Source organism: Nocardia sp. IBHARD005 (genome assembly GCF_052814245.1).
In genome coordinates this window covers 551,834-575,791 of record NZ_CP199935.1, presented here as the reverse complement: position 1 = coordinate 575,791, position 23,958 = coordinate 551,834, and the positions used below count along the sequence as shown (strand labels likewise).

Below are 23,958 nucleotides of genomic sequence, written 5' to 3'. Positions count from 1 at the left end.
GTACCTCCGTGCGCAGCTGAGCAACCGTGCCGCTGGGCACACAGCAACCTCACAGCGTCGGTCCAGCCACTTCCCAGCCCGGTGGAGGAGCATGGGGGCCATGAGTGGTGATGTGCCTGAAGCGCGGGTGCTTGTCGTCGACGATGAACCGATGATCGTCGAACTGCTGGCGGTGAGCTTGCGCTACCAGGGGTTCGAGGTGGCGACGGCCGCCGACGGCGCCCAGGCACTGGATCGGGCACGCACGTTCCGCCCGCAGGCGCTGATCGTCGACGTGATGATGCCCGGCATGGACGGCTTCGGCCTGCTGCCCCGGTTGCGCGCCGACGGGATCGACGCGCCGGTGCTGTTCCTGACCGCGCGTGATGACATGGACGACAAGATCACCGGGCTCACCCTCGGCGCCGACGACTACGTCACCAAGCCGTTCAGCCTGGAGGAAGTGGTGGCGCGGCTGCGGGTGATCCTGCGTCGCGCCGGCCACGCCGAGTCGGCGAAGGCGAGCACCCGGTTGCGCTTCGCCGACATCGAACTCGACGACGACACGCACGAGGTGTGGAAGGCGGGCGAACCGGTTGCGTTGTCGCCCACCGAGTTCACGCTGCTGCGCTATTTCATGGTGAACGCGGGCAGCGTGCTGAGCAAACCGCGCATCCTCGATCACGTCTGGCGCTACGACTTCGGTGGCGAGGTGGGCGTGGTGGAGACCTACGTGTCATATCTGCGCAAGAAGGTCGACACCGGTGAGCAGCCGTTGATCCACACGCTACGTGGTGTCGGCTATGTAATGCGTGAGCAGACGCGGTGAGCAGGCTCCCCCTGCGGGTGACGTTGGTGCTGGTGCTGGTCGCGTTGGCCGGATTCGGTTTGGTGGCTTCGAGTTTCGTGGTCACCAAGGCGATGGAGAGCTCGCTGCAGAACCGCACCGATCAGCAGTTGCGGGACGCGGCGATGGAATGGAAGCTCAGGGTCGGGCTGCCAACGCCGAATCTGCCCCCGCCGTCCTCGGAGTCGGGGCAGCCACCCGGGCGCTACTTCGTGACGGCCGAGACCACGGACGGCACCCGAAAAGTGCGTCTCGACAACGTCTTCGGCACCGATGCCGAGCCCGATCTCCCCACTCCCGCTGCACTGCAACCGGTTACGGTCGGCTCGCTGGACGGCTCGGGAGACAAGTGGCGGGTGGTGACCGTCGATGGCAACCGGGCGACGGCGACGGTCGCGTGGCCGCTGGCCGAGAACATCGAGACGGTACGCAATCTCGTCGTTCTGCAAGTGATCGTCGGCGCGATAGTGCTGATCGCGTTGGCCATCGCGGCCTATTTCGTGGTGCGCGGCAGCCTGCGCCCACTCCACCGGGTGGAAGCGACAGCGGCGGCGATCGCGAGCGGCGAGCTGCATCATCGAATCCCGGTGCACGGCAACGTCACCGAGGTCGACCGGCTGTCCCGCTCACTGAACAGCATGCTGACCCAGATCCAGCAGGCCTTCGCCGCGACCGAGTCCTCCGAGACCGCCGCGCGCGCATCCGAGGCGAAGATGCGCCGTTTCGTCGCCGATGCCAGCCACGAACTACGCACACCCCTCACCACCATCCGCGGCTTCGCCGAGCTGTACCGCCAGGGCGCGACCACCGACCCCGCGATGTTCATGAACCGCATCGAACACGAGGCCCAACGCATGGGCCTGCTGGTGGAGGACCTGCTCATGCTGGCCCGTCTCGACGCCCAACGCCCCGTCGAACTCGGCCCGGTGGACCTGCTGGCGTTGGCAGGCGACGCCGTGCACAGCGCCCGCGCGGTGGAAGCGGCCGCGGGCGGGCACCACCCGATCACCCTCGACATCGCCGCAGGTCCGGGCACCCTCGAGGTCCGCGGCGACGAACACCGCCTCCGCCAGATCCTCACCAACCTCCTCGACAACGCCCGCACCCACACCCCTGACGGCACCACGATCACCGTCCGCCTGACCCCCGCCGACGACGAGGTCCAACTCGAGGTCGTCGACACCGGCCCCGGCCTCAACCAGGCGGACGCCGCGCAGGTCTTCGAACGGTTCTACCGCACCGATACCTCACGCACCCGCAGCAGCGGCGGCACCGGACTTGGACTATCTATCGTGCGGGCCCTGGTGACTGCCCACCGCGGCACCGTAGAAGTCGCCAGCACTCCGGGTACCGGGACGGCGTTCATCGTCCGGCTCCCCCGCGAACAAGCCTGACACTGGACGAGCCGGACACCACCAGATGTACTGGGCAGTTGATCACCAGGCCTTCAGGTAAACATCTCCCGAGAAGGAAAAACCACCAGGTCCTAGTGATCAACCGACCAACTAAGTTGGGGCTGCCGGTGGTCAGACCGGCGTCACTTGGGCGACCAGCCAGCGGTTGCCGGCCTTGTCCAGGGTGACCCGCACCCGGCTGCCCGAGGTGGCACCCTCAGGTGAATCCTTGCTGGTGGTCAGCTGGTTCAGGTACAGCAGGACGACGGCATGCTCCGGCTCCGCCGAGACCACGCCCTCGGCCTGGGTGGTGGCCTTGACGGTGAGCTGCTTCTCCTTGGCGCCCGGCGCGATGGCCTGCTCGACCAGCTTCAGATACTCGGCGCGGAACTGTTCGGTGAGATTGTCGGCGGCCCTTGGTAATTCGGTGTCGACAGTGGCGGGCTCATAGGTGAACATCGCGCTCACCGTGCGGCCGGCGGTGGTCATCGCATCGGTGCGCGCCTGGTCGGTCTTGTCCTGCTGCCACAGCTGATAGCCGCTGATGCCGAGGACGACAGCCGCGACCACACCGATCGCGGCGAGGGCGCTGAAGACGATCTTGATTCGCTTACTCATCCCACGAACTCCACTTTCGACACGGTCATCCCGGTATCGCCCTTCGACACCGTGATCCGGAATCGGTACTGCCGCGACTGCGGTTCGGCCGAACCGGTATTACTCACCATCTGCTTGGCGGCGACCAGCACCTTCGCCGAATTCTCGCCGACGGACTCGATGCCCGACTCGACCACCTCGCCGCTGGAGACCACCTTGGCCTGCTTCACCACATCCATGAACGGGTCGACGCGACCGTCGAACTCGGTCTTGAACTCGCCCGAGGCCACCGACAGGATCCGCTCGATGTCCTCCTTGGCGGAATCGGCGCGAATGGTGGTCAGGTTGATGACCGCCTGACGCGCGGTCTGGGTGTACTGCGCGCGCAGATCCTCGTCCTGGCTGCCCGACCGCGCGGCGAGCGCGGTGAACGTGGCACCGACGACCAGCGCCAACACCAGCACCGCGGCGGCGGCGAGCCCGATGATCTGCCCCAGCCGCGTCAGCTTCGCGTCTTCTTCGTCGAGCTCGGCCGAATCATCGTCGGCGTCCTCGGACACCACCGCGGACTTCGTCAGCTCGACGGCAGCCGCGACCACCGTGACATCCTCGTCCGGAGCCACCTCGGCATCGGCTACCTCGGCCGATGCACCCGCAGCCGCGTCGACTGTCACGTCGACGACCTGCACATCCTCCACCGGCGGACCCGCCGACCTGGCTGCCCGCCGACGCGGACGGGCGTTGTTGCTCTCACTCATCTCTGCTGCTCCTCCAACATCGCCTGCCAGCTGGCCGGAACAGTGCCCGAACCATCGGCGGCGATATCACCTTGGCGGTACATGCGTCCGTCGGGGCCGAGATAGCTGCCCGTGGACGGATCGTAGGGGCGCGCAGCGGCGGGGGTGACTCCGCCGGTGGACGCGCCGGTGGGGGCCGAGGCCGGGGCTACCGGCTGCGGCGCGCCGAACGGCGGGTTCGTGCCCAGCGGCACGTACCCCGTCCGGCACAGTTCGGGAGTGGGCGCCCGGACGCCGGGATACTCCATGCACGGACTGTTGCGAATACCGCGCACTTCGATCGGAGAATCCTGAGCTACCTTGCAGTACAGCCCCTCGGGGGTGTCGATCGGGGTGAAGTCACTCGGCTCACGCCACTGGTCGGGGGGCAGGAAGCCGGTGGTGCAGGCGGGTGGGTCGTGGACCACGGTCATGAAGTCGACCATCGCGCCGTACTTGGTTGGTCCGCGCAGGATCGTCCGCAACGCCGCGATCAGCGGCGGGAAAACGACCAGGAGTTGTTCGAGGCCAGCGTGATACGTCACCGCGACCTGGCCGAGACTCACCAGATTGCCCGCCAGCAGGGGCAGCGTCGGACGCAGACTCTGGAACTGCTCGGTCACCTTCTGCATCGCGGAAGGGCTGTTGTGCAACAGGTTTCGCAACGTCGGGTCGGACTCGCGGAGCTGATCGGTGAGGGTCGCGAGATCTGTTGTCCAGGAACGAATATTGGCATCGGACTGGATCTGGGTGTCCAGCAGCGGGCCGATCTGATCGAGCAGTTTCTTCGTCGGATCCACATCGGTTTCGGCCTGCTGCACCAGCAGCGACGCCGAGTCGATGAACCGCTGCAGGTCAGGGCCCGCGCCGTTGAACGCCTGGAACGCCTCGTCGATCACCTGGCGCAGCCGGGTATCGGCGACGGTCGAGAGCAGCTTGTCGGCCTGGTCGAGCATCGTGCCGACATCCTGGGGCAGCTTGGTGCGCTGCACCGGGATTACCGAGCCGTCGCGCAGATTCGCCGAGCCCGCGTCGGCCTCGGGCACCAGGTCGATGTACTGCTCACCGATCGCCGAAACACTGCGTACCCAGGCGGTCGAGTCCGACGGCACCTGGTAATCGCTGTCGATCGACAGGTCCGCCTCGACCCCGGCCGGGGTGAGCCGCACCGCCTCGACCTTGCCGATATTGGTGCCGCGGTAGGAGACATTGGCGGTCGGATACAGCCCGCCGGTGGCGGCTAGCTGAACCGTCACGTCGTAGCGGCCGATCCCGAACATCGCGGGTAGCTGGATGTATGTCCCGCCCATCACGACGAGACCGATCACGGTGAGTACCGCGAAGATCGCTAGCTGAACGTGGACGAACCTGGTGAGTTTCATCGTCCGGTCCCTTCCTGGCCGGGCAGCGGCACGGTGATTCCGGGGATGGCCGGCAGGCCGGGTATGGGCGGCAGGCCGGGCAGTGTCGGCGTCGGTGCCGCACTGGGTGCGGGCGCCTGCGGGAGCTTGGTCGGATCGCCCGCGTCGGTCGCCGTCGACGGCGCGAAACTACCGAGCACACCCTCGACACCACCGAAGCGTCCGCCGAGCGGAGTACCGGTGAGCCAGTTGCTGTCCAAGCGCTTACCGGTCAGGTCGAAGGTGATGTAGAGGTTGAGGTAGTCGCCCTTGATCGCGTTGCCGATGTTCTTGATCGGGAACGGGAAGGAGGGAATGATGCCCAGCGCGTCGACGAGGTTGGTGCCGGTGTTGGCCAGGGTCTCCAGCACCGGGCCGAGGCTGGCCAGGTTGGCCTTCAGATCGTCACCGCTGGTCTGGATGATCCGCTCGGTGACATCGCTGAGCTCACCCAGCGCGGTCACCGCCCTGGTGATGTTGGCGGTGCGGTCGGCGAGTGCGGTCAGTGCCGGGTGGATCTCGTCGATCGCGCGGGCCAGCACGTCCTTCTGGTCGGCGAGGTTGCCCGCGAGCCGGTCGAGGCCCGCCATCGCGGCGATGATGCTGCCGGTCTGCCTGTCCAGGCCGGTGAGGAGCTGGTCGAGCTGCGGCAGCAGATCGGCGATCTCGGCCTCGCGGCCGTTGAGCGCCGCGTTCAGCTCCCTGGTGATGGTCTCGAGCTGGGCGATGCCACCGCCGTTGAGCACTACCGACAGTGAGGAGAGCACCTGTTCGGTGGTGGGGTAGGCGCCGGCCCGCTCCAGCGGGATCACGTCGTTGTTGCGCAGCTGACCCTGGGCCGGCGTCGCGGTAGGCGCGGACAGCTCCACGTGATTGCTGCCGAGCAAGCTGGTCTGGCCGATCTTGGCGATCGCGTTGGCGGGCAGTTTCACCTCGGGATTCAGCGACACCGTGACCAGCGCGTGCCAGCCCTCGACATCGATCCCGGTGACATTGCCGACCTCGACGTCGTCCACGCGCACCGGCGAATTCCGGGTCAGTGTAGTGACATTGGGCATCTGGATCCGCACAGTGTACGAACCGGGGCCCCTGCCCTCTGAGCCTGGCATGGGTAGCGAGTTGAGCCCGTCCCATTGACAGCCGGTCGTGCCGAGCGTCACGGCGACGCCCACCGCCAACCCGGCGAGCATGCGTTGGGGCGTCATCGTTGTCCTCCTGGAACCGCAAGTCCGGCAAGACCGTTCGGCACGGTGATCGGAGCCGTCGTCGGGGCCACCGGCGCGGACGGCACCTCTGCGGCCAAACTCGGCGGGCTGTACGTCAACTGGCCGGGCAGGGCCTGCGTGCCGCCGACCGGGTTGAGCATGATCGGCACGTAGTTCATCGCCAGCGAACTGATCACCGGGGCGATGAATTCCGCGCACAGATCCGCCGACCGGTCCGAGTCGTTGTGCTCGAGCGCGCGGATGGAACCGCAGAGGAAGGTCAGCGGGCTGGACGTATTGTTCAGTGACACAGAGCCGCTGAGCGAGCCCTGGGCCGGCTTGTAGATCTGGTAGAAGTTCACCAGCGCGGTCGGCGCGGAATGCAGCAGCCGTTCGATCTCCGGCCGCTTGTCGACCAGCGTCTGGGTGACATCGGCGAGCCGCTCGACACCGTCGGTGAGCTCGGCACCACTGCCTTCGAGGAAGCGCTGCACATCGGCGAGCGCCACATCCAGACTGTCCAGTCCCGCACCCAGCTCCTCCGACGCACCGGCGAGTACCGAGGCCACCGAGGCCAGGCGGCCGCCGAACTGCACGATCTGCTCGTTGCTCGCCGAGAGCACCTCGACGAACTTCTGCAGGTTGCGGATGGTGCCGAACAGGTCGGTTCGCCCGTCGGACAACGTATTCAGCGTCGCCGACAGTTCGCGCAGGGTGTTACGGAACTTCTGGCCGTTGCCGTCGAGATTGTTCGCGGCAGTGTCGACGACACGCCCGAACGAACCCTGCTTGTCATCGCCTACCGGCCCGAGAGCGGTTGCGAGATTGGTCAGTTCGGCCTTGATGTCGTCCCACTCCACCGGGACGGCGGTGCGCTCGATCGGGATCTGCGCACCGTCGGCCAGCTTCGGGCCACCGTCGTAGGCGGGCGCGAGCTGGATGAACCGGGCCGACACCAGCGAGGGCGCGATGAGCACGGCGCGCGCGTCGGCGGGCAGGTCGATGCCGCGGTCGACCGACATCCGCACCTGCACCCGGCCCTCGCCGGGCTCGATCGCGTCGATCTTGCCGATCTTGACTCCGAGCATCCGCACCTCGTCGCCCACGTACAGGCCGGTGGTGGAGGTGAAGGCGGCGGTGATCTTGGTCTTGCCGATACCAAGGGTGGTGTAGACCCCGACCACGACCAGCGCGACGATCACCACTACGGCGACCGCGAGCGTCCAACGCGGCACGCCGCGGACTTTCGATGCGATGCTCATCGCGGCGGATCCTCCTCGGTCGGCACGATGCTCGGCGGCGCCGGGTGCGTGAAGATGTCGATCAGGTCCTGCGGCAGGTGCTCGGGCCAGACCAGTGCGTCCACCAGCGGACGCAACTCGGTACTCGACGCGTTCACCACGTAGGCGTTGAACCACGGACCGTTGCCGACCTGCTCGCCGAGCGCCGAGGCGTAGGGGCCGATACCCTCGAGCGCTTCCGACAGGTTCTGCTTGTTGCGCTGCAACAGGCCGAGCACCGAATTGAGCCGGTCCAGTGTCGGTTTCATCTGCGCCTCGTTGTCGGCGACCAGCCCGGAGAGTTGCTTGGCGACCGAGTCGACGTAGACGATGAGCTGGTTGATGGCGGCGCGACGGTTGTCGAGTTCGCCGAGCAGGTTGTTGCCGTCGAGCAGTAGCGCGTTGAGCTGCGAACTACGGTCGGCCAGCACCTTGGTGACGTTCTGGGCCCGGCCGAGCAGATCGGTCAGCGCCTGGTCGCGCGTATTGATGCTGCGCGAGAGCGCGGTGACGCCGTCGAGGGCGTTGCGCAGCGGGCCCGGTGTCTCGGCGAAGGCCGCCGACAGGGCGTCCAGGGTCTTGTCGACCTGATCCAAGTCGAGATCGCGGACGGTCGCGCCGAGGTCGCTGAGCGCCTCGTTGAGCGAGTACGGCGAGGTGGTCCGGTCGAGCGGGATGGTGTCGGAAGTACGCAGCGCGCCCTGTCCGGTCGGCACCACATCCAGGGACTTGCGACCGAGCACCGTGTTGGTCTTGATCGCGGCGGAAGTCTTGTGGCCCAGCACAATCGACTCGTCGAGGGTGAACTTCACCAGCACCTTGGGACCGTCGAGCGAGACCTGGTCGACTTCGCCGGAGCGCACGCCGGCCACATGCACCGGGTCGCCCGGCACCAGCCCGCCCGCGTCGACGAAGAACGCGGTGAAAGTCGCGCCGGAGCGAATGAACGGCAGCTTGGTGAATTGCAGGGTGGCGAGCGAGATCGTCACCACCAGCACAATGCCGACGATGCCGATGGTGACGGCCGACGACTTCTTCTCACTCATTGGGCGTACACCTTCCGGTCGCCTGCAGGCCCGGCAACTTCACTTCCATCGGCTGGCCGTTCGGGCCGTCGACAACGAGGTTGGTGCCGCAGATGTACAGCTGCAGGAACGAACCGTAGGCACCGACGCGGACGAGTTGCTTGTAGGTTTCCGGCAGCTTCTCGAGGACCCATTGGATGTGGTCGGAGCCGTTGTCGAGGTTGGTGGCCAGCCTGCCGGTCTGCGCGATCGTGTTGCGCAGGTCGGGGCGTGCGGTGGTCAGCAGGTCGTTGAGTTCCTTTGTCGCACCGGCGATCCGCGGTAGCGCGGCGCCGATCGGGTCGCGATCGGCGGCCAATCCGCTGACCAGGCGCTGCAATTCGTCGATCGTGGTGGCGAACTGCTCGTCGCGATCGTCGATGGTGGCCAGCACGGTGTTCAGGTTGTCGATCACGCTGCCGATCAGGGCATCGCGATCGGCGAGGGTATCGGCGAAGCTGCCACCGCTGTTGAGCAGCGAGACCAGCGTGCCGCCCTGGCCCTGGAAGATCTGCAGCAGCGCCGAGGTCAGGTCGTTGACCTGGCCGGGATCGAGCCCACGCAGCAGCGGTTTGAAACCGCCAAGCAGCAGGTCCAGATCCAGCGCGGGCGTGGTCTGCTCCTTGCCGATGGTGGCGCCGTCGGGCAGCTCGCGGGGCGAGCCCGGACCTTCCTTCAGCTCCAGGTACCGGTCACCGACCAGGTTCTCGTACTTGATCGCCAGGCGGGTGCTGGCGAGCACGGAGTATTTGGTGTCCACGTCGAACTCGACCTGGGCGAGATCGTCGTCGCCGACCTTCACCGAGGTCACCGAGCCGACCGGCACACCCGCGATCCGCACCTTCGACCCCGCCAGCATGCCCGAGGAGCTGGTGAACACCGCCTTGTACCCGTTCTCGCTGGAGAATCGTGCCTGACTCAGCACGATCGCCAAGCCGGCGAACACGAGCGTCATCACTACGGTGAAGATCGCGAGCTTGACTGTCGTCGCTGTGTTCTTCACCGTGTCACTCCCGGCAATCCTTCCAGCAAGAGCTGGAAAACCTTTGGTGCGCTGTTCAATTCGGGCGGCCCGGTACGCGGTGTGTACACCGTGCCCTGACTGGTATCGGTCACCACATAGTTCGAGTGGCTGTCCGGCACACGGGTTACCACGCCCTCACAATGCGGTCCGCCGGTGGCGTTCACCTTGGGCAGGTCCTCGGGGTAGGTGTAGGGCTTGGAGCCGGGCATGAGCGAGGCGTTCATGCCGACGCCGGGCAGCCCGCCGCCGAATACCTCCTCGGCCAACGGCATAAGCGGGCCGAGTCCATCGATGATGCAGCTCAGCGCCGGCGCGTATTCGAACAGCAGGCTGGTCGTCGGCCGCAGCAGGTCGAGCGCGGTGACAAGGTTGGATTCGTTGTCCCGCAACACCGAACCCGTCGTGTCGGACAGTCCGATCACGTTCACGAGCACATCGTCGAGCTGAGCTTGCAACTCCGACAATGTCTTCGCGGTGACCGTGGCGTTGTCCACGGTGCGCAGCAGCGCGCCGGAAGCGTCGGCGTAGATGTTGGTCACCTGGGCCGTCTTGTCCAGATCCTGTTGCAGCGTAGGCAGATACGGGTTGATCTCGCGCAGGTAGCGGTCCGAGCTCACCAGCAGTTCGCCCAGCTTGTCGCCGCGGCCCTGCAGTGCGGTACCGAGCGCGGTGAGCGTGGCATTGAGCTTCTCCGGTTCCACCTGGGCGAGCACATCGGACAGGTGCTGGAACAGCGTGTTGAACTCCACCGTCACCGCACTCGCCGCGACCGTACTGCCCGCCTTCAGCGAGCTGGACGCAGGCTGTTCGGGGACAATGAAATTCACGTACTTGGCGCCGAACACCGTGGTCGAACGAATGTCGACACCCGCGTTCGACGGCACCAGCTTCAACTGGTCGGGGTCGACCTCGAGCCGTATCTGTGCGCCGTCCTCGCGCAGGCTGATCTCGGCGACCCGGCCGATCTCGACGCCGCGCACCTTCACCTTGGCGTCAGGGTCGAGCACGAGGCCGGCGCGTGGCGCGTCGACCAGCACCTGTGCGGTGGTGGTGAACGCGCCTTGGAAGAGGGCGAAAGCGAAGGCCGCAAGCCCAACGAGCAAGCCGACCATCGTGAGCGCGGCGAGCTTGCGCCCGAGCCCGCCCTGCAATGCGGCAACGATCCGTGAAATGTTCATCACGCTATCCCGAGAGGTGGAAGTTGCCGGAGGTGCCGTAGATGGCCAGCGAGATCAGCAGCGTCACAGTGACGACCGCGATCAGCGACGAGCGCACCGCGTTACCGACCGCGACGCCGACGCCCACCGGACCACCCGCGGCGTGGAAGCCGTAGTAGGTGTGGATCAGCATCACGGCCAGCGCCATCACGATCGCCTGCGCGAACGACCAGAGAATGTCGCTCGGGATGAGGAACGTCGAGAAGTAGTGGTCGTAGACGCCGCCGGACTGCCCGTAGATCACCACGGTCGCGAAGCGGCTGGCGATGAACGAGGCGATCACCGCCAGTGCGTAGAGCGGCACGATCGCGATCATGCCCGCCAGCACCCTGGTGCCGACCAGGAACGGAATCGGCCGAATAGCCATCGATTCCAGCGCGTCGATCTCCTCGGCCACGCGCATCGCGCCGAGCTGGGCGGTCGCGCCGGCGCCGATCGTGGCGGCCAGCCCGATACCGGAGATCACCGGTGCCGCGATGCGCACATTGATGAGGGCGGCGAAGAAGCCGGTCAGGGCCTCGACACCGATATTGCCGAGCGAGCTGTAGCCCTGCACCGCGATGGTGCCGCCTGCCATGAGAGTCAGGAAGCCGACGATCACCACGGTGCCGCCGATCACGGCCAAGGCGCCACTGCCCATGCTGATCTCGGCGATGAGCCGGATGGTTTCGGTGCGGTAGTGCACCAGCGCGCGCGGCACCGAGCCGAGTGCCTTGACGTAGAAGATGGCCTGATCGCCCAGGGAATCAACCGATTTCGACATCCGGTCGAAACGGCGGACCGTGCGCGGAAACTTACTGCGAACTATGAATGCCATGTGGTCACCGCACCGTGAATTTCAGGCCGATCGCGGTGACAACCACATTCACCACGAACAGCGCCATGAACGCGAATACCACTGTTTGGTTCACCGCGTCACCGACACTCTTGGGTCCACCTTTGACCTGGAGCCCGAGATAACAGGCGACCATTCCGGCGATCAGGCCGAACAAGCCCGCCTTGATTTCGGAGAGGATCAGCTCGGACAGATTCGTCAGCAGCGGAATCCCGTTGACGAACGCGCCGGGGTTCACGCCTTGGAGGAAGACCGAGAACACGAAACCGCCGGCGATGCCGATGGTGCACACCAGGCTGTTGAGCATCAGTGCCACGAACATCGAGGCGAACACGCGCGGCACGACCAGTCGGCTGACCGGGTCGATGCCGAGCACCTTCATCGCGTCGATCTCTTCGCGAATCGTGCGCGCGCCCAGGTCGGCGCAGATCGCGGTGGCGCCCGCACCCGCCACGATCAGCACCGTGACGATCGGGCCGACCTGGGTGACGGCACCGAACGCGGCGGCCGCTCCGCTGAGATCGGCGGCGCCGATCTCGCGCAGCAGGATGTTGAGCGTGAAGACCACCAGCACGGTGAACGGGATGGCGACCAACAGCGTCGGCACGATCGAGACCCGAGCCACGAACCAGGCCTGGTCGATGAATTCGCGCCATTGGAACGGCTTGCGGACGGTGGCGCGTGCCACCTCCGCGCCGAGTTCGAAGAATCCGCCGACCGCCCGCAACGGGACAGCAAGGAGGTTGTTCATTCCGAATCCTCCTCTTTCGACGGGCGGACCGATTTGTCCGCGTACCCGTACTGCACTGCCACCCCGATCTGAAGACTGCCCAAAGACTAGAACATGTTCCTGCTAACGTCTGCCATTTTCGTAGACTCAGACCAGGACTTTTTCTGGTAAATCGCTGTCAAAACTGAAACGGATTCTTATTCAAATCGGCAGCCCTCCTGTGAGGCGTCACACACCCCGACGGTCATGTCTACCAAGACCTGGACTGGTGATCAACACGACAGGCAAGACAAAACCGGCGGGGTGCGCGGCGGGCCAACATCGGGCAACCGCGGACCGGACTTCTCAGCCCAGATCTCGGAGGTCGCGCGCCGAAAAGGTGTGGTCGGCGGGGCGGTCTGCGAAGTAGCCACCGAGGGTGGCGGCGAGGTCGGCCTCGGACCATTCGGCGCCCGCGGCGTCGAAGCGCTGCTCGACCGTCGGTGCCGCCATCAGCGCCACCATCGGGCCGTAGACGACGAACACCTGACCGTTGACCGCATCGGCGGCGGGCGAGGCGAGGTAGGCGACGAGCTTGGCGACGTGCTCGGGCGCCAGCGGGTCGACGGTGCCCTCGGGCGCTTCGGCGAAGACCGCTTCGGTCATCGCGGTCCTGGCCCGGGGGCAGATCGCGTTGGCGCGCACGCCGTACCTGGACAGCACGCGCGACGCGGTCAGCGTGAGGGCGGTGATGCCCGCCTTGGCCGCGCCGTAGTTGGCCTGGCCCTCCGGTCCGAGCAGACCCGCCTCCGAGGAGGTGTTGACCAGCCGGCCGTAGACCGGCGCGCCCGCCGCCTTGGACGCCGCGCGCCAGTAGGCGGCCGCGTTGCGGGTGAGCAGGAAGTGTCCGCGCAGGTGTACCGCGATCACCGCGTCCCAGTCCTCGTCGGACATGTTGAACAGCATGCGGTCGCGGGTGATGCCCGCGTTGTTGACGACGATGTCGAGCCCGCCCAGCGATTGCTGCGCGGTCGCGACGAGCGCGTCGGCTGTCGAGCGCTCAGCGATGGAGCCGCCGACGAATTCCGCCTTGCCACCGAGCTCGCGGATCGCGGCGATGGTCTCGGCCGCCGCGTTCTCGGTGAGGTCGTTGACGACCACCGCCGCACCGGCCGACGCCAGCGCGAGAGCTTCAGCCCTGCCGAGCCCGGCGCCCGCGCCGGTCACGATAGCGACCCGACCCTCCAATGAAATCTGCGTCACACTCATTCGGCCGACTCTAGAACGTGTTCCACCATCCGACAAGAGCCGATCACGCCAACCTCAGCGCGGCCTTGGGGCACTGCGCCACGGCCTCCTCTGCGTCGGCGAGGCGATCGGGCTCGACATCACCCTCGGCGACGGTCAACAGATCGTCGTCATCGAGTTCGAACATGTCAGGGGCGATTCCGACACAGACGCCGTTCGCTTCGCACCGGTCGAAATCGACGATGATCTTCATGAGAACTTCCTTCCACACGGTATTGGCGACACTAACTCAGACCGCCTGGCCCGCGAAGCGGAACAGACACCAAATCACCATCAATACTGGAACATGTTCCAGTTCGTATGCAATGATCGGTTTCGGCGGGGCTCAAACCCCTGCGCCCCGCCACCCGCCCGTTCAGCTCGACACCGAGGTAGGAAGCATGCGCGTCGCGTATACGCCGCAGCAGGAAGAATTGCGCGCCGAGCTGCGCGAATATTTCGCGAAGCTGATGACACCGCAACGCCGCGCGGCGCTGAGCATGACGACCGGCGAATACGGCTCCGGCAATGTCTACCGCGAGGTCGTGCGCGAGATGGGCCGCGACGGCTGGCTCACCCTGAGCTGGCCCAAGGAGTACGGCGGCCAGGACCGCACCACGATGGATCAGCTGATCTTCGTCGAGGAAGCGGCCATCGCGGGCGCGCCGGTCCCGTTCCTCACGCTCAACTCGGTCGCGCCGACCATCATGCAGTACGGCACCGAAGAGCAGAAGAAGTTCTTCCTGCCCAAGATCGCCTCCGGTGAGCTGCACTTCGCCATCGGCTACTCCGAGCCGGGTGCCGGCACCGACCTGGCCTCGCTACGGACCACCGCGGTGCGCGACGGCGACGACTTCGTGATCAACGGCCAGAAGATGTGGACCAGCCTCATCGCCTACGCCGACTACATCTGGCTGGCCGTGCGAACCGATCCGACGGCCAAGAAGCACAAGGGCATCACGATGCTCATCGTGGCGACAAACGCCGAAGGGTTCTCCTGGACGCCGGTGCACACGATGGCCGGGCCCGACACCAGCGCCACCTACTACCAGGACGTGCGGGTGCCCGCCTCGGCGATGGTCGGTCCGGAGAACGGCGGCTGGTCGCTGATCACCAACCAGCTCAACCACGAGCGCGTCGCCCTCACCTCGGCGGGTCCGCTGAGCCTCGCGGTCGCGCAGACCGTCGAGTGGGCCAGGGAAACCACCCTGTCCGACGGCAAGCGCGTGATCGATCAGGAATGGGTGCGGCTCAACCTGGCTCGCGTGTACGCCAAGGTCGAATACCTCAAGCTGCTGAACTGGGAGATCGCCAGTCGCGCCGATCTGGGCGGCGAAGCGGCACCCAAGCCGTGGGACGCGTCCGCGTGCAAGGTCTACGGCACCGAACTCGCCACCGAGACCTACCGCCTGCTGATGGAAGTCGTCGGCCCGCACGCCTACCTGCGCCAGGACTCCCCCGGCGCGCACATGCTCGGCAGGCTAGAGCGGATGCACCGTGCCGCGCTGATCCTCACCTTCGGCGGCGGCACCAACGAGGTGCAGCGCGACATCATCGCCATGACCGCCCTGCGCCAGCCCGCATCCGCCCGCTGATCCCGAAAGCCGGTATCTCCCATGGATTTCACTCCCACCGAAGCCCAGACCGATCTCGCCCGGCTGACCGGCGAGGTCTGCGCCAAGCTGGTCACCGCCGATCGCCTGCGTGAACTCGACACCGCCGCCCGCTTCGACGAGCAGCTCTGGAAGGCGCTCGCCGAGACCGGCGTGCTGGCCGCCGCCCTGCCGGAAGCACTGGGCGGCAGCGATTTCGGCATGCTCGAGCAGACCGCGATCCTGCGTGAACTCGGCCGCGTGGTCGCCGCCGTGCCCTACCTGTGGTCGATCGTCCTCGGCGCGGGCGCGCTGGCGAAGTTCGGCGATGCAGGCCAGCAGCAGCTGGCCGCGCGGGCAGGCGCGGGCGAGATCGTGCTGACCGCCGCGCTCGCCGAGGAACTGCGCGCCACCACCAGCGCGCCGGGCATCGTCGCCGCGGCCGCCGGTGCCGCATGGGCGCTGACCGGTACCGCGACCACCGTCGCCTGTGCCGACCGGGCCGAACGAATCCTGGTGCCCGCCATCACCGCCACCGGTGTCGGCGTCTTCGTGGTCGATCCGGAGCACGCTTCGGTCACCCGTACCGCCCAGCAGGTCGTCGACCTGAGCCCCGAGTTCGCCGTCGAGCTCGCGGCCACTCCGGGCGAACTGCTCGGCACCATCGAGGCAGGCGCCGACATCCTCACCTGGCTGCGCGAACACGCCTGGCTCGGCCTGTCGGCCCTGCAACTGGGCACCCTGGAGCGCGCGCTCGAGCTGACCGCCGAGCACACCCGCACCCGCGAACAGTTCGGCAAGCCGATCGGCTCGTTCCAGTCGGTGGCCCAGCGCCTGTCCGACGCCTACATCGACATCGGCGGCCTGCGCCTCACGGTCACCCAGGGCGCCTGGCGCCTCGCGGAGGACCTGCCCGCCGCCGAGGCCATCCACATCGCCAAGTTCTGGGCGGCCGAGGCCGGGCACAAGGTCGCCCACACCGTCGTCCACGTCCACGGCGGCCTCGGCATCGACCGCGACCACATCACCCACAACTACTTCACCGCCGCCAAACACCACGAATTCGCCCTCGGCGGCGCAACCCCGCACCTCCTAGCTTTGGGCGCGGAGCTGGCAAGCTAGCTTCCTGCTGTTCACTGGCGCTCGTATTCACAATGTTGTGTGAGTACGAGCGCCGTCTTGTCTAACGGGCGAAGCGGACAAGTTCCTTCGCGATGACAGGCACCTCGAGCGCGATGACAGGCACCTCGAGCTGCCCCTGGCACACTTCGAGGACAAAAACCTCGGCACGGTCGTTATCCAACGTCTCGCCCAACGGGAACCCGTTGATGTGCAAAAACACCCACGGACTGCGGCCGAGCCAACGCCGAATCCAGCAAGCCGTAGTCCCGAACATACCCGCGGACACCACATCACCCCGCCCGGCGACAACGCCGAACGGGGTGACGAGATGGACAAGCGATCACCAGGCCATGGTGGCGGCATCGGCCGAGTACAAAAATCCACCATGGCCTGTTGATCTTGATTGTCTGGCTAGGCTGAACCCGCTTCGGCGTGTTCGTCGGCGGGGCGCTCGTCGGTTTGGGATTTGGCCCAGCGGTAGTCCGGTTTGCCCGCGGGTGAGCGTTTGATCTCGTCGACGAACCACAGGCTGCGTGGCTGCTTGTAGGACGCGATCTCCTGGGCCAGTACGGGTTTCAGGTCGGCCAGGGTGGGGCGCTTGCCGCCACGGCACTGGACGACGGCGACGACGCGCTGGCCCCAGCGGGGGTCCTCGACGCCGACGACGATGGCGTCGAAGACGTCGGGGTGGGCCTTGAGGGCACCCTCGACCTCTTCGGGGTAGATCTTCTCGCCACCGCTGTTGATGCTCACCGAACCACGGCCGAGCATGGTGACCGAGCCGTCCTCCTCGACGCGCGCGTAGTCGCCGGGGATCGCGAACCGGACCCCGTTGAACTCCTTGAACGTCGCGGCCGACTTGACCTCGTCCTTGTAGTAGCCGAGCGGGATGTGCCCGCTGCGCGCCAGCAGGCCGACGACACCGGAACCCGGTTCGACCGGATTGCCTTCCTCGTCGAGCACCTGGGTGGCCGCGTCGATCTTCACCCGGGGGCCACCGGTGTGGGTGGCGCCCTTGGCGACCAGCGACAGTCCGCCGAAACCGGTCTCCGAGGAGCCGATGGAGTCGGAGATCATCCGGTTGGGCAGCACTTCGAGGAACTTGTCCTTGAGCGATGGCGAGAACAGCGCCGCACTGCTGGCCAGCACGTACAGGGTCGAAAGATCGTAGGGCTCACCGGTTTCCGGGTTGCCTTCGGCGAGGGCGTCGAGCATCGGGCGCGCCATCGCGTCACCGGTGATGAAGATCAGGTTGATGCCGTGCTTGTCGACGGCCTGCCACACACCGTGCCCGCTGAACTCGGGGATCATCACGGCCTTGCCGCCGCCGAACAGGCTGTGGAAGGTGGCCCACTGCGAGCCACCGTGGATCATCGGCGGGATCGGGAAACGCACCATCTGCGGGTTGGCCGCGCCGACCTTGGCCAGCTCCCATTCGTCCTTGGTGTACTCGCCGGTGACGAAGTTGATGCCGGCGCCGAGCACCCGCCAGACATCCTCGTGCCGCCACATCACGCCCTTGGGCAGGCCCGTGGTACCGCCGGTGTAGAGCATGTAGATGTCGTCGGGAGAGCGCTCCCCGAAGTCGCGTTCGCCGGACGCATCAGCCAACGCCGCTTCGTATTCAATGGTGCCGGCGCCGGTGGGGCCATCGGTGCCGTCGTCGACGACGATCACCGTCTTCAGGCCGGGCACCTTGTCCCGAACCGCCGCCACCCTGTCGGTGTAGCGGCGCTCGTGGATCAGCGCCACCATGTCGGAGTTGTCGAAGATGTGCAGCAACTCGTTCTCGACATAGCGGAAATTGACATTGATCATCACCGCCCGTGCCTTGAAGACAGCCACCATCGCTTCGACGGCCTCGACGGTGTTCCTGGAATAGATCCCGACTTTGTCGCCGGGACGCACACCCTGTTCCTGCAGGTAGTGGGCCAATTTGTTGGCCCGCTCCTCCAGCTGGGCGTAGGTCGACTCTCGATGCTCGCCGACCAGCACGATCCGGTCGGGCATCAAGTCGACGGCATGTTCGACGAGATCGGCTATGTTGTAGCTCACAAGGACAAAAATAGAACGTGTTACTGTTTCTGACAAGACCAGATCGTCAGGAGATTCAGATGGCCCACTGCTTGGTCGAGAAGCGCGACCATGTCCTCATCGTCACCATGAACCGGCCGGAGGCACGAAACGCCCTGTCCGGCGAGATGATGGCGATCATGCGCGACGCCTGGGACCAGGTGGACAGCGATCCCGACATCCGCGTCGCGATCCTCACCGGCGCCGGTGGCGCGTTCTGCGCCGGCGCCGATCTCAAGGCGATGACCACCCAGCACCCCGGCGATTCCTTCAAGGGCGGCGGCTGGGACCTGTCCCGCATCGACGCACTGCTCAAGGGCCGTCGGCTCACCAAGCCGCTGATCGCCGCTGTCGAGGGCCCTGCCATCGCGGGCGGCACCGAGATCTTGCAGGCGACCGATATCCGCGTCGCGGGTGAGAGCGCGAAATTCGGTGTCTCCGAGCCCCGTTGGGGCCTGTTCCCACTCGGCGGCTCCGCGGTCCGGCTCCCCCGCCAGATCCCCGCCACCGTGGCCGCCGACCTACTGCTGACCGGCCGCCACATCAAGGCCGCCGAAGCCAAGGAGGTCGGGCTGATCGGCCACGTCGTGCCCGACGGCACCGCGCTGGACAAGGCCCTCGAACTGGCCGCGCTGATCTCCGCCAACGGCCCGCTGGCAGTACAGGCGATCCTCAAGACCATCCGCGACACCGAGGGCATGCACGAGAACGACGCCTTCAAGGTAGACGCCGAATTGGGCGCCGCCGTCTTCAAGTCGGCCGACGCCAAAGAAGGCCCCAAAGCCTTCGCCGAGAAGCGCAAGCCCGATTTCACCGGGTCGTGAAACCGCGATAACCGCACCCACCCGGGTCATGAACGGTCACAACCGCACCACCAGGGCGCGAACCGCCGCAACCGCACCCACCAGAGCGCGAACCGCCATGACCGCACCCACCGGGTCGTGAAACGGTCACAACCGCACCACCAGCGCGCGAACCGCCATGACCACACCCACCGGGTCGTGAACGGTCACAACCGCACCACCAGGGCGCGAACCGCCGCAACCGCACCCACCAGCGCGCGAACCGCCATGACCACACCCACCGGGTCGTGAATCCGCCATGACCGCACTCCCAGCCCCGCACGACCCGACCTCGAGGAGGGTCCGCCGCGAAGCGGCGTAGCGGCCCGGCCGCGAGTTAGCCGCCGTTGCGTCCGCGACGAAGTCGCCAGCAACGGTGGCTAACTCGCGGCCCCCCAGGGGCCGCGCTCGAGCGCGCCAGCGCTCCAAAAACACAGCGTCAAACCTTCTGGGACTACCAGACCCCTGGCGCCCTGAAACCCAGAGCAAGCCGCAACGCCTCACGCCCCCGGGTAGTCCATGAAGAACGGCTCCCACTGATGCCCGTCCGGGTCGATGAACGTCCGACCATGCATCCCGACCTGAGCCTCCTGCGCCTTCTTGTCGTCATTCGTCTCCTCAGTGGCGCCCGCCGCCACCGCCGCGTCGGTCAGCGCATCAACCTCCGCCGCGCTGCCGAGTGACAACGCGTAAGCAGCGCCGATGGCGGCAGCGATATCAGCGATCGGGCGCTTGCTGAACGTGGTGAAGAAGTCCTTGGTCAGCAGCATCAGGCAGATGTTGTCGTCGACGACGATGCAGGCCGCGTTCTGATCGGTGAAATCCTCGTTCACCTTCCAGCCGAGTGCCTCGTAGAAGCCTTTTGAGCGGTCGAGGTCGGCGACGGGGAGGTTGATGAAGATCATCTTGTTGCTCATGGGATCAGCCTTTCGGGGCGTCGTTGCGGTCTCGTTCATGTAGACGCGGCGATCGGCGCGGATTCATCGCATCCACGCAAAGTTCGCGAAGTTCGTTTCGCCCCCTGTCGGGTGTCGGACCCCTGTGGCATCGTGAGGCTATGACCGACGCCACAACCGCCACCACCGGCCCCGATCCCGCCGTGCTGGCCGAATTCGAGTCCCATCGGCGCGAGTTGTGCGCGTATGCCTACCGCATGCTCGGCTCCTCGTTCGAGGCCGAGGACGCGGTGCAGGAAACCTTCACCCGAGCCTGGCGCTCCTACGATTCCTTCGAGGGTCGCGCGAGTCTGCGCTCGTGGCTGTACAAGATCGCCACCAATATCTGTCTGGACATGCTCGACCGTCCACAGAGCCGTGCCAGGCCGATGGATCTCAACGGCCCTGGCCGCCCGGATTCACCGCTGCCCATGCCACAGCCCGATTACGTGTGGATCGAGCCGATCCCGAACGCGCTCGCCTTCGGCGCCGATCCGGCCGACCACGCCTCCACCAGAGACACGCTGCGCCTCGCCTTCGTCGCGGCCTGCCAGCACCTGCCCGCCACCCAGCGGGCGATCCTGATCATGCGCGAGGTACTGCGCTTCTCGGCGGGTGAGACCGCCGAGGCGCTGATGATGTCGCCCGCGTCGGTGAACAGCGCGCTACAGCGGGCCAGGGCCACCATGTCGAAGGTGCAGCCCACCGTGGCCGACAGTTTCGACGAGACCGATGCCGATCAGCGCAAACTGATCGACGATTTCGTCAAGGCGTTCGAGGCCTACGACATGGACGCGCTCACCACCCTGCTCAAAGCCGATGTGGCGCTGTCGATGCCGCCGTTCGATCTCTGGATCTCGGGCCCGGAGAACGTGGCCGCGTTCATGCTCAGCACGGGCAGCGCGTGCCGCAATTCGCGGATGGTGCCGCTGCTCGGCGCCAATGGTTCGCCCGCCTTCGGCCATTACAAGCCGAGCGAGGAGCCCGGCGTCTGGGTGCCGTGGTCGATCACGGTGCTCGAACTCGAGGGCGACACCATCGCCGGCCTCAACTTCTTCCTCGACACCGGGCGCCTGTTCCCGCTCTTCGGGCTCGAGCCACAGTGGCGCGAGCCAGTCTGAGAATGCAGTGGCGTGAGCCCGTCTGAGCGAGCACGGTTTTCACAGCAGGCGGCGCTTGTACAGCTTTCCGTTGGGATCGCGGGGCAGCTCCGCACGGTATTCCACCGTGCGGGGCAGCTTGTACTTGGCGAGCTGACTCGCGGCGAATTCGAGGATGTCGGTGGTGAGTTCGTCGCTGCCCTCGGTACCGTCGACCGGCTGGACGAAGGCCTTCACCTGCTGGCCCCAATCCGGGTCCGGCACACCGAGAACCGCCACATCGGCGATCTTCGGGTGGCTCATCAGCACACCCTCGATCTCGGCCGGGTAGATGTTCACGCCGCCCGAGAGGATCAGGTCCGAACGCCGATCACAGAGGAACAGGTACCCGTCCTCATCGAAGTAGCCGATGTCGCCGACGGTGAACATCTCACCGACACGCGACTCCTCGGTCTTCTCCTTGGCCTTGTGATATTCGAAGCTGGACGCGCCCATCTTCATGTAGATCAGGCCCTCTTTGCCCGCGGGCAGTTCGGTGCCGTCCTGCTCGTCGAGGACCTTCACCACCGACCACGGCCACGCCTTGCCCACCGAGCCCGGCTTTTCCAGCCATTCGGCGCCGGTGATCACGGTGCCGCCGCCCTCGGTCGCGGCGTAGTACTCGGTGACGACCGGTCCCCACCACTCGAGCATTCGCCGCTTGGTATCCGGCGGGCACGGTGCCGCGCCGTGGATCATGCTGCGCAGCGAGGACATGTCGTAGCGCGCGCGTACCTCGTCGGGCAGGGCGAGCAGCCGGTTGAACTGTGTGGGCACCATGTGGCTGTGGGTGACCTTGTACTTCTCGATCAGCGCGAGCATGCCCTCGGCGTCCCAGCGATCCATCAGCACGAGCTTGTGCCCCATCTGGATCGAGATCGTCGAGTTGTTCAGCACGGCCGTGTGATAGAGCGGCGAGCCACAGATGTGCACATGATCGTCGTAGGGACCGAGGCCGAACAGGCTGAAGTAGGCCTGGTTCGCCGCGGGAACGACATCGGGATCGGCGCCGGTCAGCGGGCGGCGAACACCCTTGGGCCGACCGGTGGTTCCCGAGGTGTAGAGCATCGGCGCACCGACCGACCGCTCGTCCGGACGACCGGTGTCGGCGGCGCCGAGCCACGACACCGGCCGGAAGCCGGGGATGGCCCCCGCCGAGAAGCGGGCGTCGGCGGACAGTTCCGCGAGGTCGGCCGCCTCGGCCGCGGTGTCGGCGAACCGCTCACTGGCCAGGAACGCCGCGGCCTCGCTGTCGCCCAAGATGTAGGCGATCTCCGGCGCGGTGAGGTGCCAGTTCACCGCGACGATGTAGAAACCGGCCTGATAGGCGGCGAAGTACGCGGCGATCGCCTCGACCCCGTTGTGCAGCATGCTGACCACGACGTCGCCGGTGCGCAATCCGATGCCGCGTAGTCCGTTGGCGTAGCGGTTGGCGAGGGTGGCCAATTCTCGATAGCTGATCTCCCTACCGTCAGGGTCGACGAGGGCGATCCGTTCAGGATCGGCCTCGTCGATATTCCACAGTCCGAGGACTTCCGTTGTCTGCTGGCTGCTCACCCTTCGAATTTAGAACGTGTTCTACTAGGTGACAAGGGGTTGGAGCCGACGCATTTGTTCGGGATCCGACACCGAGATCAGCATCATCGTCACGCCCGCGTCTTCCCATTCCTTCAGCCGGGAGCGCACATGCGCCTCGTCACCGAAGATCGCGGTGTCGGTGATCAGCTCGTCGGGCACCGCCGCCGCGGCCTCGGCCTTGCGGCCCGCCTGGAACAACGCGGAGATCTCGTCCACCTCGGCGCCGTAGCCCATCCGCGTGTAGACCTGAGCGTGGAAGTTCAGCTCGGGCGCTCCCATGCCGCCGATGTAGAGCGCGCTCACCCAGCGCATCCGCTCGATCTCCGCCGCCGGATCGTCGGTGATCACCACTTGCGCGCTCGCCGCGATCTCGAAATCGGCGCGCGAGCGGCGGGCACCGGGCCGCGCGAAACCCTCGTCGAGCCACTCGTTGTACATGCCGGCCAGGCGCGGGGCATAGTAGATCGCCAACCAGCCATCGGCGATCTCGGCGGTCTGGGCGACGTTCTTCGGGCCCTCCGCGCCCAGCCAGATGGGCAGATCAGCGCGCAGCGGGTGCACGATCGGCTTGAGCGGTTTGCCGAGCCCGGTGGCACCTGGACCCCCGTACGGGAGGCCGTAGTGCTTGCCGTCCGAGGTCACCGGCGCCTCGCGGGCCAGCACCTTACGCACGATGTCGACGTACTCGCGCGTGCGCCGCAGCGGCTGGGCGAAGGGCTGCCCATACCAGCCCTCCACCACCTGCGGACCCGAGACGCCGAGGCCGAGAACGGCCCGGCCACCGCTGAGGTGATCGAGCGTGAGCGCGTGCATCGCGGCCGCCGCTGGTGTGCGTGCCGACAGCTGGGCGACCGAGGTGCCAAGGCGCACGCGCTCGGTGGAAGACCCCCACCAGGCCAGTGGCGTGAAGGCGTCCGAGCCCCAGGACTCGGCCGCGAACACCGCGTCGAACCCCGTTTCCTCGGCCGCGATGACCAGTTCGCCCGCGTTGACGGGCGGCTGCGCGCCCCAGTATCCGAGTTGAAGTCCGAATTTCATGATCGGCGTCCTTTCGTCGAATCCT

At 66.5% G+C, this 23,958-nt stretch carries 23 protein-coding genes; 6 read left to right on the top strand and 17 right to left on the bottom strand.

The window, feature by feature from the left end; translation table 11 throughout:
* Nucleotides 1-100 precede the first annotated feature (100 nt).
* Together ACTWPB_RS02700 and ACTWPB_RS02695 are read left to right on the top strand one after the other, a co-directional pair.
* Nucleotides 101-808 carry a response regulator transcription factor gene (locus ACTWPB_RS02700; RefSeq protein ID WP_446224157.1) on the top strand — a complete coding sequence of 236 codons (708 nt, stop codon included), beginning with the start codon at nucleotides 101-103 and terminating at the stop codon, nucleotides 806-808.
* Nucleotides 805-2,220 carry a sensor histidine kinase gene (locus tag ACTWPB_RS02695; protein ID WP_446224156.1) on the top strand — a complete coding sequence of 472 codons (1,416 nt, stop codon included), beginning with the start codon at nucleotides 805-807 and terminating at the stop codon, nucleotides 2,218-2,220. Before ACTWPB_RS02700 ends, ACTWPB_RS02695 begins: the two co-directional genes overlap by 4 nt.
* Nucleotides 2,221-2,352: 132 nt before the next feature.
* Here the strand turns inward: ACTWPB_RS02695 and ACTWPB_RS02690 are convergent, their stop codons facing one another.
* From ACTWPB_RS02690 to ACTWPB_RS02635, 12 genes are all read right to left on the bottom strand, one after another.
* Complete coding sequence (locus tag ACTWPB_RS02690) at nucleotides 2,353-2,838, bottom strand: h domain protein (RefSeq protein ID WP_446224155.1); 486 nt, start codon at nucleotides 2,836-2,838, stop codon at nucleotides 2,353-2,355.
* The gene (locus ACTWPB_RS02685; protein WP_446224154.1) at nucleotides 2,835-3,575 is read right to left on the bottom strand and encodes a hypothetical protein; all 741 of its coding nucleotides are present in this window, start codon (nucleotides 3,573-3,575) and stop codon (nucleotides 2,835-2,837) included. Before ACTWPB_RS02685 ends, ACTWPB_RS02690 begins: the two co-directional genes overlap by 4 nt.
* The gene (locus ACTWPB_RS02680) at nucleotides 3,572-4,975 is read right to left on the bottom strand and encodes an MCE family protein (protein ID WP_446224153.1); all 1,404 of its coding nucleotides are present in this window, start codon (nucleotides 4,973-4,975) and stop codon (nucleotides 3,572-3,574) included. Before ACTWPB_RS02680 ends, ACTWPB_RS02685 begins: the two co-directional genes overlap by 4 nt.
* The gene (locus ACTWPB_RS02675) at nucleotides 4,972-6,198 is read right to left on the bottom strand and encodes an MCE family protein (RefSeq protein ID WP_446224152.1); all 1,227 of its coding nucleotides are present in this window, start codon (nucleotides 6,196-6,198) and stop codon (nucleotides 4,972-4,974) included. Before ACTWPB_RS02675 ends, ACTWPB_RS02680 begins: the two co-directional genes overlap by 4 nt.
* A complete protein-coding gene (locus ACTWPB_RS02670; protein ID WP_446224151.1) occupies nucleotides 6,195-7,460 on the bottom strand; it encodes an MCE family protein in 1,266 nt (421 codons plus the stop codon). Before ACTWPB_RS02670 ends, ACTWPB_RS02675 begins: the two co-directional genes overlap by 4 nt.
* Entirely contained in the window at nucleotides 7,457-8,524 is a 1,068-nt protein-coding gene (locus ACTWPB_RS02665) for an MCE family protein (protein ID WP_446224150.1), read from the bottom strand. The genes ACTWPB_RS02670 and ACTWPB_RS02665 overlap by 4 nt, the downstream gene beginning before the upstream one ends.
* On the bottom strand, nucleotides 8,517-9,545 hold the full coding sequence (locus ACTWPB_RS02660; RefSeq protein ID WP_446224149.1) for an MCE family protein: 1,029 nt from the start codon (nucleotides 9,543-9,545) through the stop codon (nucleotides 8,517-8,519). Before ACTWPB_RS02660 ends, ACTWPB_RS02665 begins: the two co-directional genes overlap by 8 nt.
* On the bottom strand, nucleotides 9,542-10,744 hold the full coding sequence (locus tag ACTWPB_RS02655) for an MCE family protein (protein WP_446224148.1): 1,203 nt from the start codon (nucleotides 10,742-10,744) through the stop codon (nucleotides 9,542-9,544). The genes ACTWPB_RS02660 and ACTWPB_RS02655 overlap by 4 nt, the downstream gene beginning before the upstream one ends.
* A gap of 4 nt (nucleotides 10,745-10,748) precedes the next feature.
* The gene (locus ACTWPB_RS02650; protein WP_446224147.1) at nucleotides 10,749-11,600 is read right to left on the bottom strand and encodes an MlaE family ABC transporter permease; all 852 of its coding nucleotides are present in this window, start codon (nucleotides 11,598-11,600) and stop codon (nucleotides 10,749-10,751) included.
* Nucleotides 11,601-11,604: 4 nt separating this feature from the next.
* A complete protein-coding gene (locus ACTWPB_RS02645; protein ID WP_446224146.1) occupies nucleotides 11,605-12,369 on the bottom strand; it encodes an MlaE family ABC transporter permease in 765 nt (254 codons plus the stop codon).
* A gap of 324 nt (nucleotides 12,370-12,693) precedes the next feature.
* A complete protein-coding gene (locus ACTWPB_RS02640; RefSeq protein WP_446224145.1) occupies nucleotides 12,694-13,596 on the bottom strand; it encodes a 3-oxoacyl-ACP reductase in 903 nt (300 codons plus the stop codon).
* A 43-nt stretch (nucleotides 13,597-13,639) separates the two neighbouring features.
* On the bottom strand, nucleotides 13,640-13,828 hold the full coding sequence (locus ACTWPB_RS02635; RefSeq protein ID WP_446224144.1) for a ferredoxin: 189 nt from the start codon (nucleotides 13,826-13,828) through the stop codon (nucleotides 13,640-13,642).
* Between the two features lie 187 nt (nucleotides 13,829-14,015).
* Between ACTWPB_RS02635 and ACTWPB_RS02630 the strand changes: the two genes are divergently transcribed.
* Entirely contained in the window at nucleotides 14,016-15,209 is a 1,194-nt protein-coding gene (locus ACTWPB_RS02630; protein ID WP_446224143.1) for an acyl-CoA dehydrogenase family protein, read from the top strand.
* Nucleotides 15,210-15,230: 21 nt separating this feature from the next.
* Nucleotides 15,231-16,328, top strand: a complete 1,098-nt coding sequence (locus ACTWPB_RS02625) for an acyl-CoA dehydrogenase family protein (protein WP_446224142.1) — start codon at nucleotides 15,231-15,233, stop codon at nucleotides 16,326-16,328.
* A 61-nt stretch (nucleotides 16,329-16,389) separates the two neighbouring features.
* Here ACTWPB_RS02625 and ACTWPB_RS02620 read toward each other — a convergent pair whose 3' ends face one another.
* Together ACTWPB_RS02620 and ACTWPB_RS02615 are read right to left on the bottom strand one after the other, a co-directional pair.
* A complete protein-coding gene (locus ACTWPB_RS02620) occupies nucleotides 16,390-16,548 on the bottom strand; it encodes a hypothetical protein (protein ID WP_446224141.1) in 159 nt (52 codons plus the stop codon).
* Nucleotides 16,549-16,739: 191 nt separating this feature from the next.
* Nucleotides 16,740-18,383 (bottom strand): acyl-CoA synthetase, encoded by a 1,644-nt coding sequence (locus tag ACTWPB_RS02615; protein ID WP_446224140.1) that lies wholly within the window; start codon nucleotides 18,381-18,383, stop codon nucleotides 16,740-16,742.
* Between the two features lie 59 nt (nucleotides 18,384-18,442).
* On the opposite strand from ACTWPB_RS02615, the gene ACTWPB_RS02610 reads away from it, so the two are divergent.
* On the top strand, nucleotides 18,443-19,225 hold the full coding sequence (locus ACTWPB_RS02610) for a crotonase/enoyl-CoA hydratase family protein (protein WP_446224139.1): 783 nt from the start codon (nucleotides 18,443-18,445) through the stop codon (nucleotides 19,223-19,225).
* Between the two features lie 518 nt (nucleotides 19,226-19,743).
* On the opposite strand, the gene ACTWPB_RS02605 is transcribed toward ACTWPB_RS02610, so the two are convergent.
* Nucleotides 19,744-20,160, bottom strand: coding sequence for a VOC family protein (locus tag ACTWPB_RS02605; protein WP_446224138.1), 417 nt, complete (start codon nucleotides 20,158-20,160; stop codon nucleotides 19,744-19,746).
* A 140-nt stretch (nucleotides 20,161-20,300) separates the two neighbouring features.
* On the opposite strand from ACTWPB_RS02605, the gene ACTWPB_RS02600 reads away from it, so the two are divergent.
* A complete protein-coding gene (locus tag ACTWPB_RS02600) occupies nucleotides 20,301-21,299 on the top strand; it encodes a sigma-70 family RNA polymerase sigma factor (protein ID WP_446224137.1) in 999 nt (332 codons plus the stop codon).
* 39 nt (nucleotides 21,300-21,338) lie between these two features.
* Here the strand turns inward: ACTWPB_RS02600 and ACTWPB_RS02595 are convergent, their stop codons facing one another.
* Nucleotides 21,339-22,874 (bottom strand): acyl-CoA synthetase, encoded by a 1,536-nt coding sequence (locus ACTWPB_RS02595; RefSeq protein ID WP_446224136.1) that lies wholly within the window; start codon nucleotides 22,872-22,874, stop codon nucleotides 21,339-21,341.
* A 24-nt stretch (nucleotides 22,875-22,898) separates the two neighbouring features.
* A complete protein-coding gene (locus tag ACTWPB_RS02590; RefSeq protein ID WP_446224135.1) occupies nucleotides 22,899-23,933 on the bottom strand; it encodes an LLM class F420-dependent oxidoreductase in 1,035 nt (344 codons plus the stop codon).
* Between the last annotated feature and the right edge of the window lie 25 nt (nucleotides 23,934-23,958).

Bases quoted from the DNA above. Each gene is read 5' to 3' on its own strand.
- ACTWPB_RS02700 (WP_446224157.1), top strand. From the start codon at position 101: ATGAGTGGTGATGTGCCTGAAGCGCGGGTGCTTGTCGTCGACGATGAA.
- ACTWPB_RS02690 (WP_446224155.1), bottom strand. From the start codon at position 2,838: ATGAGTAAGCGAATCAAGATCGTCTTCAGCGCCCTCGCCGCGATCGGT.
- ACTWPB_RS02685 (WP_446224154.1), bottom strand. From the start codon at position 3,575: ATGAGTGAGAGCAACAACGCCCGTCCGCGTCGGCGGGCAGCCAGGTCG.
- ACTWPB_RS02680 (WP_446224153.1), bottom strand. From the start codon at position 4,975: ATGAAACTCACCAGGTTCGTCCACGTTCAGCTAGCGATCTTCGCGGTA.
- ACTWPB_RS02675 (WP_446224152.1), bottom strand. From the start codon at position 6,198: ATGACGCCCCAACGCATGCTCGCCGGGTTGGCGGTGGGCGTCGCCGTG.
- ACTWPB_RS02670 (WP_446224151.1), bottom strand. From the start codon at position 7,460: ATGAGCATCGCATCGAAAGTCCGCGGCGTGCCGCGTTGGACGCTCGCG.
- ACTWPB_RS02665 (WP_446224150.1), bottom strand. From the start codon at position 8,524: ATGAGTGAGAAGAAGTCGTCGGCCGTCACCATCGGCATCGTCGGCATT.
- ACTWPB_RS02655 (WP_446224148.1), bottom strand. From the start codon at position 10,744: ATGAACATTTCACGGATCGTTGCCGCATTGCAGGGCGGGCTCGGGCGC.
- ACTWPB_RS02650 (WP_446224147.1), bottom strand. From the start codon at position 11,600: ATGGCATTCATAGTTCGCAGTAAGTTTCCGCGCACGGTCCGCCGTTTC.
- ACTWPB_RS02645 (WP_446224146.1), bottom strand. From the start codon at position 12,369: ATGAACAACCTCCTTGCTGTCCCGTTGCGGGCGGTCGGCGGATTCTTC.
- ACTWPB_RS02640 (WP_446224145.1), bottom strand. From the start codon at position 13,596: ATGAGTGTGACGCAGATTTCATTGGAGGGTCGGGTCGCTATCGTGACC.
- ACTWPB_RS02635 (WP_446224144.1), bottom strand. From the start codon at position 13,828: ATGAAGATCATCGTCGATTTCGACCGGTGCGAAGCGAACGGCGTCTGT.
- ACTWPB_RS02630 (WP_446224143.1), top strand. From the start codon at position 14,016: ATGCGCGTCGCGTATACGCCGCAGCAGGAAGAATTGCGCGCCGAGCTG.
- ACTWPB_RS02625 (WP_446224142.1), top strand. From the start codon at position 15,231: ATGGATTTCACTCCCACCGAAGCCCAGACCGATCTCGCCCGGCTGACC.
- ACTWPB_RS02610 (WP_446224139.1), top strand. From the start codon at position 18,443: ATGGCCCACTGCTTGGTCGAGAAGCGCGACCATGTCCTCATCGTCACC.
- ACTWPB_RS02605 (WP_446224138.1), bottom strand. From the start codon at position 20,160: ATGAGCAACAAGATGATCTTCATCAACCTCCCCGTCGCCGACCTCGAC.
- ACTWPB_RS02600 (WP_446224137.1), top strand. From the start codon at position 20,301: ATGACCGACGCCACAACCGCCACCACCGGCCCCGATCCCGCCGTGCTG.
- ACTWPB_RS02590 (WP_446224135.1), bottom strand. From the start codon at position 23,933: ATGAAATTCGGACTTCAACTCGGATACTGGGGCGCGCAGCCGCCCGTC.